The organism is Pleionea mediterranea (assembly GCF_003148745.1).
Classification (GTDB): domain Bacteria; phylum Pseudomonadota; class Gammaproteobacteria; order Enterobacterales; family Kangiellaceae; genus Pleionea; species Pleionea mediterranea.
Window position 1 is genome coordinate 136915 of record NZ_QGGU01000007.1, and the last position, 14916, is coordinate 151830.

General features: G+C 42.2%; 17 protein-coding genes. 4 read left to right on the forward strand and 13 right to left on the reverse strand.

Features of this window, described 5'->3' with window-relative positions; translation table 11 throughout:
• Nucleotides 1-37 precede the first annotated feature (37 nt).
• The 9 genes from ccmI to ccmA all read right to left on the reverse strand — a co-directional run bounded on the left by ccmI (nucleotide 38) and on the right by ccmA (nucleotide 7174).
• Nucleotides 38-1360 (reverse strand): c-type cytochrome biogenesis protein CcmI, encoded by a 1323-nt coding sequence (gene ccmI / locus C8D97_RS10590; RefSeq protein WP_109763747.1) that lies wholly within the window; start codon nucleotides 1358-1360, stop codon nucleotides 38-40.
• On the reverse strand, nucleotides 1357-1863 hold the full coding sequence (locus C8D97_RS10595) for a cytochrome c-type biogenesis protein (protein WP_109763748.1): 507 nt from the start codon (nucleotides 1861-1863) through the stop codon (nucleotides 1357-1359). Before C8D97_RS10595 ends, ccmI begins: the two co-directional genes overlap by 4 nt.
• Nucleotides 1863-2396, reverse strand: coding sequence for a DsbE family thiol:disulfide interchange protein (locus tag C8D97_RS10600; RefSeq protein WP_109763749.1), 534 nt, complete (start codon nucleotides 2394-2396; stop codon nucleotides 1863-1865). Before C8D97_RS10600 ends, C8D97_RS10595 begins: the two co-directional genes overlap by 1 nt.
• Nucleotides 2386-4341: a heme lyase CcmF/NrfE family subunit gene (locus tag C8D97_RS10605; protein ID WP_109763750.1), complete on the reverse strand. Its 1956-nt coding sequence runs from the start codon at nucleotides 4339-4341 to the stop codon at nucleotides 2386-2388. Before C8D97_RS10605 ends, C8D97_RS10600 begins: the two co-directional genes overlap by 11 nt.
• A gap of 31 nt (nucleotides 4342-4372) precedes the next feature.
• Entirely contained in the window at nucleotides 4373-4819 is a 447-nt protein-coding gene (ccmE, locus tag C8D97_RS10610; RefSeq protein ID WP_109763751.1) for a cytochrome c maturation protein CcmE, read from the reverse strand.
• Nucleotides 4820-4915: 96 nt separating this feature from the next.
• Nucleotides 4916-5113: a heme exporter protein CcmD gene (gene ccmD, locus C8D97_RS10615; RefSeq protein WP_109763752.1), complete on the reverse strand. Its 198-nt coding sequence runs from the start codon at nucleotides 5111-5113 to the stop codon at nucleotides 4916-4918.
• A complete protein-coding gene (locus tag C8D97_RS10620) occupies nucleotides 5110-5847 on the reverse strand; it encodes a heme ABC transporter permease (RefSeq protein ID WP_109763753.1) in 738 nt (245 codons plus the stop codon). Before C8D97_RS10620 ends, ccmD begins: the two co-directional genes overlap by 4 nt.
• 9 nt (nucleotides 5848-5856) lie before the next feature.
• Complete coding sequence (ccmB, locus tag C8D97_RS10625; protein WP_109763754.1) at nucleotides 5857-6519, reverse strand: heme exporter protein CcmB; 663 nt, start codon at nucleotides 6517-6519, stop codon at nucleotides 5857-5859.
• Nucleotides 6512-7174, reverse strand: coding sequence for a cytochrome c biogenesis heme-transporting ATPase CcmA (ccmA, locus tag C8D97_RS10630; protein ID WP_109763755.1), 663 nt, complete (start codon nucleotides 7172-7174; stop codon nucleotides 6512-6514). Before ccmA ends, ccmB begins: the two co-directional genes overlap by 8 nt.
• An 88-nt stretch (nucleotides 7175-7262) precedes the next feature.
• Here ccmA and fliK point away from each other — a divergent pair, with 88 nt between their 5' ends.
• From fliK to bfr (C8D97_RS10650), 4 genes are all read left to right on the forward strand, one after another.
• Nucleotides 7263-9119, forward strand: a complete 1857-nt coding sequence (gene fliK / locus C8D97_RS10635) for a flagellar hook-length control protein FliK (RefSeq protein WP_109763756.1) — start codon at nucleotides 7263-7265, stop codon at nucleotides 9117-9119.
• Between the two features lies 1 nt (nucleotide 9120).
• Nucleotides 9121-9483 carry an EscU/YscU/HrcU family type III secretion system export apparatus switch protein gene (locus tag C8D97_RS10640; protein ID WP_245411435.1) on the forward strand — a complete coding sequence of 121 codons (363 nt, stop codon included), beginning with the start codon at nucleotides 9121-9123 and terminating at the stop codon, nucleotides 9481-9483.
• A gap of 238 nt (nucleotides 9484-9721) precedes the next feature.
• Nucleotides 9722-10186 carry a bacterioferritin gene (gene bfr, locus C8D97_RS10645; RefSeq protein ID WP_109763757.1) on the forward strand — a complete coding sequence of 155 codons (465 nt, stop codon included), beginning with the start codon at nucleotides 9722-9724 and terminating at the stop codon, nucleotides 10184-10186.
• A 12-nt stretch (nucleotides 10187-10198) separates the two neighbouring features.
• Nucleotides 10199-10666: a bacterioferritin gene (gene bfr / locus C8D97_RS10650; protein WP_109763758.1), complete on the forward strand. Its 468-nt coding sequence runs from the start codon at nucleotides 10199-10201 to the stop codon at nucleotides 10664-10666.
• A 103-nt stretch (nucleotides 10667-10769) separates the two neighbouring features.
• Here bfr (C8D97_RS10650) and C8D97_RS10655 read toward each other — a convergent pair whose 3' ends face one another.
• From C8D97_RS10655 to yoaA, 4 genes are all read right to left on the reverse strand, one after another.
• On the reverse strand, nucleotides 10770-11387 hold the full coding sequence (locus C8D97_RS10655; protein ID WP_109763759.1) for a Slp family lipoprotein: 618 nt from the start codon (nucleotides 11385-11387) through the stop codon (nucleotides 10770-10772).
• 320 nt (nucleotides 11388-11707) lie between these two features.
• Nucleotides 11708-12046, reverse strand: coding sequence for a hypothetical protein (locus C8D97_RS10660; RefSeq protein ID WP_109763760.1), 339 nt, complete (start codon nucleotides 12044-12046; stop codon nucleotides 11708-11710).
• 165 nt (nucleotides 12047-12211) lie between these two features.
• A complete protein-coding gene (gene tsaB, locus C8D97_RS10665) occupies nucleotides 12212-13003 on the reverse strand; it encodes a tRNA (adenosine(37)-N6)-threonylcarbamoyltransferase complex dimerization subunit type 1 TsaB (protein WP_109763761.1) in 792 nt (263 codons plus the stop codon).
• Nucleotides 13000-14916, reverse strand: a complete 1917-nt coding sequence (yoaA, locus tag C8D97_RS10670; protein ID WP_109763762.1) for a DNA repair helicase YoaA — start codon at nucleotides 14914-14916, stop codon at nucleotides 13000-13002. The genes tsaB and yoaA overlap by 4 nt, the downstream gene beginning before the upstream one ends.

Genomic DNA, 14916 nt, shown 5'->3' on the forward strand with positions numbered 1-14916 from the left:
TTAACAAAAACTGGCTTATTGTAAAACTTTGCAACACTTATTTAACTTGTTGATCTATTTGGATTTCCAATGGAGATGCCTGTTCCAGTTCACTCACTGCTAAAACAATGGCCGAGGATGTCCAATCCCCTGCACTGGCAGATGGTTTACCCGACAATGAAACTCGAGCAACAATCTCAACCTTATCCATACTGCTAATGGTTCTGCCGGGAAGCATCGCATCGGTATCAGAAAGAGAGAGATTAACGGGCAACTGAGCGACACTGAGACGCTTTACCGCCACAGGCGCCGGGTTTCCATCGTCACCTCTTACCACAATAAAGACCACTGCATTATTGGGTAGATTGCTATTAGCCTGATCGCTTAAAGACAGCGTAAGTTGTAATGCCGCCTGGTTAGAAGCCTTAATATCCGTAGCTTTATCTTTGCCTGAATTGCTCTGGTTATTATTGGCAAGCGATTTATTTGAAGCCGAACTGGTAGCTGACGACAAACGTGCTTTCGCTGCAGATACCTGCTTTCTTAGCATGTCTATGCCCTTTCCTTCCCCTTGCCCCCGAGCTTCACGGCTAGAAATCAAACCTTCCCATATTTTTATGGCCGATGCGTATTGCTTGTTATGGAAATGCATAAACCCGGAAATCGCTAAGGCGCCTTCATGTTGTGGTTGCACGTTAAGCACCCAGCTAATTTGTTCAGCAGCCAACTCCATGGCTTGCTGATTACCCGTACCAATCAGTAACTGAGCAGCACTAAGCCGAGTTTTAATATTTTCCGAGTCAGTAGCAATGGCTTTTTCAACACTTTCTATCGCTGGAACAACCGCACCAAACCGAGCCAGTGTTTGGGCTAATACCATCCAGCCGCCGGTATTTTGAGGGTCATTATGTAATCGTGTTCTTAATAATAAAATCAACTCTTCATTGGTTAATTGCTCCAGCCAGTCACTATTCTTTTCATCAGCAAGTTCTGACTCGGCCATTTTGTCGCTTAACGTTTGCCAACGCTCAACCGACTGCCAATCAGCCATCATGTAATACATAACACCAGAAAGGATAGGAATAAGTACAAGGGACAATAAATAGAGGCGTCGATGAGAAGGAATTTCATCGTTGTGGACACTCTGTATATGAACGTCCTCTAGCAAAGACTGCTTTAACTCAACTTCAAGCTGCTCAAACTCATCGTTTGTAATAAGGCCACGATCGCACTCAGAAGCAAGTTCATTAATTCGGTCACGGTAAACGCCTTTATTTAGGGTCAAACGATCGTGATCGGGTTTTCGACTTCGACGGATTAAAGGCAATGCCATCAAAACAGCAACAAAGATTGCAATAATCGTGAATATTAGCCACATCATAACGGGCTTCCTTTATCTTCGTTTTTATCAGTTGTTACGGAAGGATGACGACCTGACTGTTTTAGCAATTGCTCAACCTGCTTTTGTTGCTCATCGGTTAACTCTCCTTTACCGGCGCCAGATGCTTTTTTACGCAAACGCATCACTACCACTGTAGCCACGATTAACATAACAATCACTGGACCGAACCAAAGGATCAAGTTTGCCCCACCGACTTCTGGCTGATATAAAATAAAATCACCATAACGCTGTTTTAAAAACTGTTTAATCGCCTCGTTGGAGTGCCCCTGATTAATTTTTTCATAAACAATGTTTCGCAAGTCTTCTGAAATACCTGCGTTTGAGTCGGCGATAGACTGGTTTAAACACTTCGGGCAACGCAGTTGTTCGATTAACTGGTAGTATCTCGCTTCATCCTTAGAACTTTTAAACGTTAAAACATCTTTTGAAGCAATACTAAGTGCACTGAACAATAATAGTGAAGTATAGATAATCGCTCGCATCAGTTACTCCCGTTGATTAACGGTAAGATGGCAGAGTTATAAACTCTTTCATTCATCTCACCGATGCGGTGAAAGATAACTTTACCCTCAGGCGAAATAAGAAAGGTTTCCGGTGCAGCGGTTATGCCCATATCAATGGCAATGTAACCTTTAGGGTCAAAAAATGAAAACTTGTAAGGGTTGCCTTGAGTTTCTAAAAAACGTTTAGCGTCTTGTTCTGTGTCTTTATAATTAACGCCAATAATAGTAACACCCTGCTGCTTAAGCTTCATTAGAAACGGATGTTCTACATAACAGGTAGGACACCAGGAGCCCCAAAAATTCAGTAGCCAATAATCGCCTCTAATATCCTTAGAGTTAACTTGTTTTGTACCCAGTAAAACTTTAGCTGAAAACTCGGGGAGCGGCTTATCGCTTCGCATTGAAGGCACCAGCTGTTTTTCTTTATTAAGCGCTGAATAAAAAAGACCACCTAACAGCGCCACAACAATCAATAACGGCAATATAAGCTTTTTAGAAGCATTAGACTGCATTGTTAACCTCTTTACTCTTCAGTTTAAGGCGGTAGCGCTTATCTGTAACGGATAACAACCCACCTATGGCCATTAAAATTGCGCCCAGCCAAATCCAGCGTACAAAGGATTTTATATAAATCCTCACCGACCAGGAACGATCATTCAGTGGTTCACCAAGTGATATATAGACATCTCGAGTAAAGCCAGCATCGATTCCCGCTTCAGTCATTATTTGCCCAGATGCTGTGTACTTTCTTTTTTCAGAGAGTAAGGTAAATGCGTTATCGTTTTCCAACACCAAAAAGACACCACGAGTGGCTGTGTAGTTAGGGCCTTCAACTTGCTTTAAACCGTTAAACTTTATGCTGTACTCATCAAACTGATAGGTTTCGCCAGGGGCAAATTGAATTAACTTTTCTGAACTGTTTGAAGAAACTAACAGAATACCCACCAACATAACCGCGATGCCGGAGTGCGCAAACTGCATTCCCCAAAAAGACGCTTTGAGTTTTTTTAATGCGGCAATTCTTGATGTGCCGTGTTTGGTTTTTTCTGCAATATCGTAAAGTAATGACGAGATAATCCAGGCGGATATAAACATACCAATCCAGGTGATGGTATCGGCAAATGAATACAACCAGTAAGAAACAATAATCAATACCGATAATGCGATGAGTAATATATTTCGGGCGGTCTTTAACAGTTTGTCGACAGGATGTTTTTTCCAGTGCAACCAATGGCCAATACCCAGAAGTAGCAGCAATGGAAACACAAATATTGGGAATACTTTATTGAAGTAAGGAGAACCCACACTGATAGAACGATCAAAAGCCTCCATTATCAATGGATACAGTGTGCCAAATAAGACAACCAGTAACGCAAAAACCAACAACAAATTATTAAACAATAAAAATGTTTCTTTTGATATTAACTGATAACGACCTGTTGACTTTACCGCGCTGCCACGAAACACAAATAATGTTAATGCTGAAACTACGACGATGCCTAAAAAGATTAAAATATACAATCCACGAACTGGATCCTGTGCAAATGAATGCACAGAAGTTATAACGCCAGAACGAACAATAAATGTACCGAGCAAACTTAAACTAAAAGTTAATAAGGCTAAAAATACCGTCCAAGATTTAAACACACCGCGCTTTTCACTGGCCGCCAAAGTATGAATTAAAGCCGTACCTGTAAGCCAGGGCATAAAGGATGCGTTTTCAACAGGATCCCAAAACCACCAGCCGCCCCAGCCAAGCTCGTAATAAGCCCACCAACTTCCAAGTGCGATTCCAATGGTTAAGAAAACCCAGGCTGCCAACGTCCAGGGACGTGACCAACGGGCCCATGCGGAGTCAAGCTCACCGCCTATCAGGGCAGCAATCGCAAACGCAAATGCAACGGAGAATCCAACATAGCCCATGTATAAAAATGGCGGGTGAATAATGAATCCAAAGTCCTGGAGCAATGGATTTAAATCGCGACCATCTACCGGAAAATACGGCAATAACCGCTCAAATGGATTTGAAGTAAATAACGAAAAGGATAAGAAGCCAACGGAAATAATGGCCATTACAGCCAGTACACGGGCAACGGCTTTTTCGGGTAATTGTCGACTGAATAATGCAACCGCTGCGGACCAACCGGTTAAAATGACAATCCATAGCAACATGGATCCTTCGTGTGCTCCCCAAACCGCTGACATTTTAAAGCCAAGTGGTAATTTCGAATAAGAATGATTAGCCACATAAGCAACAGTAAAATCGTCAACAACGAAAGCATGAACCAAACCAATAAATGAAATAAACACCAGACCAAACTGGATCAGAGCCGCTGGTCTTGCCATACGGATCAAAGCGTTATTTTTATAAAAACTGCCCCAAAGTGGTAAAACTGAAGCAAATACAGCAACAAAAAAAGCGAGTATCAGGCAAAAGTGCGCTATTTCAATAATCATAATTTCTCAGTCAACAATCGATAATCGTTTTTTAGTTGATATCTTTAACCGGGTGCCCGGATTCTTTTAATGCTCGTGCTACTTCTGGAGGCATATAATTTTCATCGTGCTTCGCCAACACAGAAGAGGCTTGAAAATGCCCTTGTTCAGTTAGCTTTCCAGTCGCAACAATACCCTGACCTTCCTTAAATAGATCTGGCAAAACATCATCAAATCTGACTTCAAGATCACTTTGGTTATCACGAATGGTGAAACTGACCTGAAGCAGGTTTTCTCCACGCTTTACCGTGCCGGGTACAACTAAACCACCCACTTTTATAGTTTTATTCTGTGGAGCTTTGCCCGCTTCTACATCGGATGGTTTATAAAATAAATTAATATTTTCTGACAAGGCAACCAGTACCAATGCAACAGCAATAGATACGCCAGCCAAGGTTGCCAATATGGCGAATAAACGTTTCTTTCTTTGTGGTTTCATTTAACTTTTAAATTCTCTTATGTGCCAATAAATAACTTTGTTTGTGAATATATTATTTATGAAAATAATAATTTTTTGACGATAAAAACTCTACAATTAATCAAGTTGATTTTCGTTACCTGTATTTTTTAATAAGGCTTTACGCTTGTAATAATGTTTAAGTCGTTGTTTTACACTTTTTTGTCCGGCAATAGCCAGAACAATCAGCATTATAAATACCAACAAAAAAACACCGTAGGAGCCCCAGATAAATGTCCAGCGATCCGGCGAAATAGTTGCGGTCAGTAAAATCATTGCTCAATAATCTCCTTAACCCACTTGGCATCTTTTTCACGCCACAATATATGATTTCTTACCCAGGGAAATAAAACAGAGACAAAAAATAATTTAAACGACACTATCATGACCAGTAGAGGCCATAACATGGCTTCATCAATTTTCGGTTTCTGTAACTTGCTGAGTGATGCATCCTGATGCAGGCTGTTCCACCATTCTACTGAAAAATGAATGATGGGTATGTTAACTACGCCAACAATGGCCAAGATAGCCGCGGCTTTGTCAGCCTTTTTAACATCATCAATGGCGTAAAATAATGCCATATGTCCGAAATATAAAAACAATAAGATAAGCTCAGAAGTCAGGCGAGCATCAAATACCCAGTAGGTTCCCCAGGTAGGTTTGCCCCAAAGAGAGCCTGTGACCAAGGCTAAAAATGTAAAAGCAGCACCAATGGGCGAGCAACTGATGGAGACCATGTACGCCATCTTCATGCGCCAAATCAATCCAATAGCCCCAGCAACAGCCATGATTACGTACACCATCATGGATAGATACGCGGCAGGCACATGTATATACATAATGCGTTGCAAATCACCCTGATAATAATCGGGTGGTGCAATAAACAGCCCCCAATAACAACCCGAGACAATACCAATAAAAGTAATCAACCAAATCCAGGGCTGCCACCGCCCCGCCATTTGATAAAACCACTTGGGCGAACCTAATCGAAAAAACCAGTTCCACGTCATAACTTATGCTTACTCACTGATGGAAATTTTTAGCGCCGCACCGGCTGCCCAGGGCGCTAATGATACCGTTAAAACAAGACCCGACGCTAAATATAAAAGCTGTCCGGTGTAGTCATGCCCCATGGCTGCAGCATTAACCGCCATGGCACCAAATATCAAAATGGGTATGTACAGAGGTAAAACGATCAATGACAGCAACACACCACCGCGTCTCAAGCCAACCGTCAAACTCATACCTATTGCCGCAATAAAACACATGGTTGGTGTGCCCAATAATAAAGACAACATCATTGCTGGTATGGCGTCATTATCCAGATTAAGCAGTATACCAATAAGCGGCGACATCACTATTAAGGGTAATGCGGTAAACAACCAGTTGGTTATCGCCTTTGCCATAACAATCGAAACCGGCGAGGCCCCAGACACTATCATTTGCACCAGACTGCCATCATCAAAGTCTTCGCGATAGAGCACATCCAGAGACAACATAACGGCCAGTAAAGCGCAAACCCAGATGACACCTGGCGCTATTTGAGCGAGCAGTTCGGGCTCGGGTGAAACCCCAAATGGAAATAAACTGGTTACCAGCAAAAAGAAAAACAGCGGATTCATCAATTCCGACTTTTTTCGATTAATCAATTTGGCTTCACGAACCAGCAAAGCTTTAATCATGCTCAACCGCCTCGATTTGAAGGGTTTTCACAGGTGTTGTCAAAGCCACTGGTTGATGTGAAGTAAAAATAACGGCTCCACCGTTTTCAGTATGTTGCTCAATTAAACGGCTAAGCCAGGCCTGACCTTGAGTGTCCAGAGCCACAAAAGGTTCATCAAGAATCCAGATTGATGCTTTTTCGGTCATTAATCGAGCCAGACTGACGCGCCGCTTTTGTCCCTGTGACAAGTGCGCAGCAAGTTCATCTTCATACCCGCTGAGCCCTACCCGTTGAATCGCTTGTTGAAACAGACTATTCGATTGCTGCTTAGGGGTGTTGTTGTCAGATGCGTCACGCAAGGCGTAATAAAAGGCAATATTTTCACTGACGGTCAATTGAGGTTTGATACCCAGTTGATGGCCTAGATAGATAAGTTTTTGATAAAACGATGCAAAGTCAGCGATTTTCTTTTCCAATGACCACACCAACTCACCAGAATCGCTTTCCAATAACCCGCAAATAACCCTTAACAAGCTGGTTTTGCCAGCGCCATTGGGTCCCTGAATTTGCAATACCTGGCCATTTGAGACAGAAAAGCAACAGCCTTTAAACAGCAGTCTTTCTCCACGTATCAATGCCAAATTTTTACCGTCTAGAGAAAACTCAGAAAACATTCAATGCCTGGGCCGATCTGCCGATACCAATAGAGCGCGCTATACTAATACAAACCCTTATAGATATCTATTGATTTGACTGACCAGAATGACCGATAAGCTCACCGAAATACTTGTAAAAACACCGGTTCAAAGGATACCCCTGAGTGAGCTAAAAGCCTTGCTGCAACAAATTAATGGTGAAAAGCTAAACGCCTTGTTGCAACGCTTTGAAGCAAAGCCAGAATTACAACTGCCTGTGCGTCACCCTTCAGGTTCAAACGACTCAATCAAGTTTCCGGTTGATGCTCCCTCCATTGCAAAAACACTGAGTAAGCTTCCCAGCCCTTTACCTTTAACGCTTACCCCAACATTAAACAACAATAGGCTTTCGTTTGACGTGTCCATGGATGCGGCAACCAGCAAAACAATGAGTTCAAGCCAGCAAGTTCAGTTAACAAAACTCATAAATCTATTGCAACACTGGGGTTCAACGCCAAGGCCAATCATTGAGTTCCTAAATATAAACCGGCAATTGCTAACAAAAATGCCACTTGATCAGCTCACCAGGCAATTAACCCAGCAAATTAATCCACAAACATCGGGGCAGAATAATTCCCAGATAACCACACAGCTCAACTTACCGGTACAATCTCAAAAAACGGATCAAACTTCCCAACAGCCAGCCACACCGGTTACATCCACGTTAACCAGGCTTGTCAGCTCATTACAAACCACCGCTTTGCTTGGCAGCCCCCACAACCAGTCATCATCGGGCAATAAAGCCAGTGCAGAAACCCTCAGCTTAAGTATGCGACAAATCAACTCGGTCACCCGACAACTTCAAACTGAACTGGCAAGTTTGAGTACAAAAAACGACAGTACAGCGGTTAAACAGACGGCATTGGGTCAACGCCCGACTCTTAGCCTGGATAAATTAACCTACTTTGAACAAAGCATCAGCAAAGATCTGCTCAAACAGCAACCACTGTCACAGGTTATTAGCAGTCTACGTGGCCAATTGTCAGATCTGACACAATTACTGGGCCGAGAATCACCGTTAATCAATAGGTTACAAGTCATACTTAACATTTTACCTGAAGGCAGAGATTTAACCGCTAAGCAGTTGCAACAGCAGTTGATGGGCTCAGGCGTGTTTAAAGAAAATCATTTAATGCGCCTATTGAATGCACAACAAAGCACCAGCCTCTCGGCCCAACATAACTCCCGGTCAGGCACATCTTTTCAAAGCACGCTACTTGGGACTCTATCGCAAGCAGCTACTGCTCAAACAGCATCACAGAGTACTGCACCACAAAGTAACGCATCACAAGCGCAAAACACTTTACCGACTGATCTCAAAGCACTGTTCACTGGGCTGCGCTTTTTACTCAATGCCGGATTAACAGATTTAACCCAGTCTTCGACAACAGCAAATAGCCGTTCCGGTTTTTTAAAATCGTTATTGCCGCAAAATATGCTTTCACAATCGGCTACTGCGCAACAAACCGATTCTCTCCAGCGCTTACTTCAGGACGTTGAAAGTGGACTTGCAAGAACGAGAGTCTCTCAGTTTCAAAATACTCTGCCAAATGACAGTCAACAGCTTGTCTTTGATCTACCCATGATGAATCAGAAACAGTTGTCCGGTATTCAACTTAAGTTTGAGGATGACAACAAGGCCAGTGGTGATAAACATAAAACATGGCGTGTGACGATTCGGTTTGAATTTGAAAACCTGGGCGCCTTTCATGCCATTGCAGAGTTAAAAAACAAACAGTTCAATGTCCGGTTTATAGCCGAAAAGCCTGAGACACAACAACTGTTAATGTCTGAAATGCCGTCACTTGAAAAAACACTGACCGATGCCGGAATTTTGGTGAAACAGGCCGATGCCACAACAGGCAATTCACCTGAATTAATTTTAAGCCAGCTACCCAAGTCACTAATCAGCTATAAGGTTTAATATGTCTGAGCAAAAGGACGATCACAACAACGATAATGATGATCAAATTAACATTGACGATCAAACTAATATGGACGATAAGATTAACAGTAGCGATCAATTAAATAGTAAAGCAGCGGCGTTAAAGTACGACGGTAAACAGGCTCCTACCCTTGTTGCAAAAGGTCACGGCGCTTTAGCCGATGAAATTATAAAAATAGCAGAACAGCATGATGTATTTATTCATGAAGATCCGATACTAATTGATGTATTGGCCCAGCTTGAGCTTGGTGATGAAATTCCAGAACAGCTTTATCTTGCAGTGGCTAAAATCATTGCTTTTGCTTATATGCTGCAAGAAAAAACACCTGAAGCCTCCAATTGAAACAAATAATCATGTCATTTGTAAAAGTAACTCACGTCTCTTTTAAAGTTCATAATGTTCCATACTTACTGCCTTAAGCACTGCTCAAATACAGTCTGAATTACAACTGAAAATACAAATAAGAATCACACTCATTTTGTTTTGTAACTGGTTGAAATTATTAATCTTCTTTGACTTCTTAAACTCAATACCTTACCCTTGTTAGAAGACTTAACTCACGCTCGAATTGAGGCATTTTATGAAAGGTGATAAACAAGTTATCGCTTATTTAAATAAGGTTTTAACGGTCGAACTGACATCGATAAACCAATACTTTCTTCATGCGCGAATGTTTCGCAATTGGGGGTTAGAGCAATTAAATGAAAAAGCCTATAAAAAATCCATTAAGGATATGAAACAGGCTGATAATTTAATTGAGCGAATTCTTTTTTTAGAAGGTCTGCCAAATTTACAAAAGCTCGACAAAATTCGCATTGGCGAACATACCAAAGAAATGTTGACCTGCGATATGACTTTACAGCTCGAGCAATTAGAGTTACTGCGTGAAGCCATTGCTCTTTGCGAAACCAAAAATGACTTTGTCAGTCGCGATCTACTTGAAGACATACTTGAGTATGAAGAAGAACATGTCGACTGGCTCGAAACTCAAGAGTATCTAATTGATAATACAGGGCTGGAAAACTATCTCCAGTCTAACGTATAAAACGAGGTTATTATGAAAGGCAACACTAAAGTTATCGAAGCCCTTAACGAACTGTTATCCCTTGAGTTAACCGCAATGGATCAATATTTCATTCACTCAAGAATGTACGATGACTGGGGTTTATCTAAGTTGTTTGAGCGTATCGATCATGAATTTGATGATGAAAAGGCTCATGCTGCAGCACTTATTGAACGCATCTTATTTTTAGAAGGCACGCCTAATATGGTGAAGCGTGAGCCTCTATTAATTGGCGAAACTGTTCCTGAAATGCTCAAAAATGATTTAAAAGTTGAGTATCAGGTGGATAAAGATCTTAAAGATGCAATTGTTCTGTGCGAAAAAGAAAAAGATTTTCAAAGCAGAGCAGTACTGCAACAATTGTTAGAAGATACAGAAATGGATCACGCTTATTGGTTAGAAAAACAGCTTGGACTGATCGATAAGCTAGGATTACCTAATTATTTACAGTCTCAAATGTAATTATCGTTTGAGTGAGTAATCTTTAAACTTTGTACCATTAATTAAAAAAGGCACCTCGGTGCCTTTTTTTAATTTTACTCTTCTATTATTTTTCAATGTCCTATTATTTTTCCTTATTACCGCCACTGCTTTTACGTTTCGGTACAGTCACTTTTGATTTCATGACAGGCTTGCCCGACGATGAACTGCCCTTCCCATCTTTGCGTGGGTAATAACGCCAGTGAGGGTGATAGTAATAACGATGTGGGAATATTGGCCAGAAAGATGTTCCCCAGTGATGCACTTGCTTAACTTCGGAACGTTTTTTCCACAAATGATGGCTGGTAGTGCGAACAACTGGAAACCAGTATTTCATTTCACCAATCTTTCCTTCAACCATATCCGATAGCTCACCGACCACCGTTACTTCACGACCTTTTTCATAAACCACCGGATCAACAAAATCGGGAACAATGGCAAGGAATCGTCCGCCGCTGGTGTCCACGTCTCTGGGCCGACTTGACGACATCAATGGTTTTGCCACTATCTCTATGACCGACTGACGTTCCTGATTGTCTACGCGGGCAATCACGCCTCCCCAGCGAACCTTAACCGACGACCCTTCGGTTTTGCGCGCTTCTGCCAGTGTGACGGGCTTATAGTCACCCTGTAATGACTTGGGTACCGTGTTACAACCAGCTAACACAACAGCCGTCATAAAAACGAATACTAACTGTTTCATAATTCAAACCTCAAAATTGACGTTAAGTCACTCTATTCTATTAATATATCATAGATAACAAAGCCTAAAGCGTTAACCGTCAGGCAACTTTAATACCGAACCTTATGCTTTTTATAAACGCTAAAACAGCCTAAATGTTGACAAATTGTAGGTAACGTCGATAAGCAATCAACATAGGGCAACTGCAATTTTGACTTTTCGATTAATCAACTGCATGAGTAATAAAGCCGTAGCCGATAATTTAAGGAAGAATGAATGTTGTACTAGAATGGATTAACTTGAAAAAATTATTTAGATAAACAATGTGCCCGGCGAGTCATTCAGGCAAATAAATCTATGCCTAAAATCTCAGCAGCGCTTTGCTGATTACCCTGTTGATTGATTTGGCTGAATGTATCGACCGCTCGTCGTGCCTGAAAATTTAAATCAGAACCATCATCTCGCCGAACCGGACTGTTTTGCTGGTTTAGCTCCAGGATTTCATTTGCTCGTCTTACCTGACTCTGTTGCTCTTCAACACTGCTTTCGACAGACTCTCTGGCAGATAACTCAATCTCACGACGATTTTCCGAAGATGCACGCTGTTGCTGTGACAATCGATTATCGATCGCAGCATTTTGGTTAAGCAGAGGATTATTTGAAGCAATATCTAGCGGCATTTAAATTCCTGCAATGTATCAGTTGTGACTGAAACAAAACATACTGAAGCAAAATCTTCCGAATCAAAATAATAACAAAACTAACCAGCTAGTATAGTCATTGATGCTTAAATTTCCAGCAAAAATAGTCCAGTTAATAACATAAATCTATCCGACGCTTGTTAACTAACGCTTTAAAATAGAAGGTTTGGAGGATTTGGCAGCAACATTATTTCTTAAATATACTGGAACAGCCTGTTCTGCACTGTGCTGTGTCGCTTGTAATGTAACAAGCCTTGCCAGTATCCCACTGTAATAAGCATCAGGAAACTTGTCCGCTAATGTAACATCAGGTTTAACACCCAGTTGCTGACACAGAATGTCAGGGTAAACCGACCAGCCAGTGCCTATTGCAGTAATTTTACTGGGTTGAGCCTCTTTTGGAGAAGGCTTTTTAGAGTCAAATGCTTTTATCTGGCTCTCAAGACTTAATAGCGTATCGGGCTTTAGCACCTGCTCTTCACCGATCAGCTCAGGGCAATTGCCCGCTAATAATTCAGTATTTCGACGATATATCGCGTAGTAGATTTCCCCCATTCTGGCATCCATGGCAACCACGGCATAATCAGCACTGGTTTGATCAAACGCCTGTAACGCTAAATTTTGCAAACTTGAAATACCGACTAACGGGCAATCAATGCCATACGCCAATCCCTGAGCGGCGGAAATTGCAATGCGGATCCCGGTAAATGCACCTGGTCCACGGCCATAAATAACCTGATCGATATCGGAGATAGTTAAATTGGCCTGCTGCAATAACCGATCGACGGTTGGAAGCAACAGCTCACCGTGTTTTCGTGGAGCTATTTCAAAATGACGCTGGCACTCTGCTTCGGTATTATCGTCAGACTTATCGCTCTCTGATATAACCGCAACGGAAAATGCTTCGGTGGAAGTATCTATCACTAAACGGTTCATAAGTTTGCTAAAAACTCCTCGACCAGTTCCTGATTTCTTGTGGGTAACATAGGCGGTAAATCCTGTAAAAAGTTTTTACCATAGCCTCGTGCAATTAAACGCGGATCGCCAATCATCATTACTCCTTTATCATTAATGTCCCGAATTAATCGGCCAACGCCCTGCTTTAATGCGATGATCGCATCCGGTAGCTGAAAGCTGAAAAAGGCATCCTGGCCCTGCTGTTTTATAGCATTAATTCGAGCCTGATTGACCGGATCGCCCGGGGATGAAAATGGCAGTTTATCAATCGCCACAAAAGACAAGGCATCGCCCGAAACATCCACCCCTTCCCAAAAGCTGAAGGTACCCAGTAAAACACTGTTCTCGGTTACTCGAAACTTATCCAGCAGGTAAGACTTACTCGCCTGCCCCTGCACAAACAAATTAAACTCGCGATGCTGTTCGAGTATGGTAGCGGCTTCATTTAACGCCCTGTGGCTGGTAAACAACAAAAATGCACGGCCTTTAGATGCCACCAGCAAAGGTAAACAGCTGGCAATGAACTGCCGCGTATATTCTGGCGATGCGGGATTCAACATATCTCGGGGCGCATAAAACAGTGCCTGTTCGCGATATTCAAAGGGTGATGGAAATACTGCTGTTTCAGCGTTATAAAGGCCTAGCTTTTGTTGAAAATGTTTAAACTGTTGGTTTACAGCCAGCGTTGCCGACGTCATAACCCAACTGGCTTTATGGTATGGCGCAATAGCTTTATTAAAGTTATCGGCAATATTAAGAGGCGTAGTATTTAAGGTAAAACTTTTTCGGTAGATCTCTATCCACTGCACATCTTTTTGTTCATCACAGGATAAAAAGCAAGCCGCCCGGGAAGACAAAGCTTCGGCTCGTTCGGCTAGATTTTCAAGCTCACGGCTTCGTATCGCTTGGCCCTGTAACACTTCGGTCAAAAGGGACAAGCTCTGCTCTAACTGTTCAAAATGTTCCGCAATATCATTTTTTTCAAGATAATTACGCCAAAACTGTCGCGGAACTTCATCACCCATCAGCAGCCGCAGGTCGGCGGTTTGTTTTTCAATCGTATCGGCATAGAGCTTTATGTCACTGCAATCTTTAGCTTCAGCGTGATAAGCCAACAAACAATCGCGGCTTAGCTCCATCAACTGCCGAGAGGATAAGTTTTGACCAAAAAATACCGACGCCACATCCGGTAGTTGATGCGCTTCGTCAATAATGTAGGCATCTGCTTTTGGCAGTAACTCGCCAAAGCCATCTTCTTTTAATACCAGATCAGCCATTAGCAAATGATGGTTTATCACAATAATGTCACTGTCCATTGCATGGCGACGGGCTTTAGCCACAAAGCAATCAGAAAACGATGGGCAATCATTACCGAGACAGTTATCGGCGGTTGAAGTCACAAACGGCAGCGCACTGGCATCATCTTTTAAAAAGTTAACTTGCGATAGATCACCGTCTTTTGTGGTTTCGCTCCACTGGCGAATCTTTACAATCTGCTCAAGGGTATCCTTGGTAGTAAAACGAGCCGTTTGCAGATTAAAATCCATCCGGTGCAGACATAAATAGTTTTGCCGACCTTTCAGTAAAGCCACTTTACGAGTCTTACCTATTACTTTAAATACAGTTGGTAAATCTTTGTAAAATAACTGATCTTGTAGATTTTTTGTTCCGGTGGATATAATGCTTTTACCATCCAGCTCAATGGCGGGTATTAAATACGCAAAGGTTTTACCGGTTCCGGTACCTGCTTCAACCAGCAGTTGCTTATCGCTTGCAAGCGCCTGCTCAACGGCTTCGGTCATTGCCAGCTGCGACTGACGCTCCTGATAATTATTAAACGCTTGAGCAAAAGGCCCTTGCTGTGAAAGAAGGTAACTGGCGTGAGATGTCAT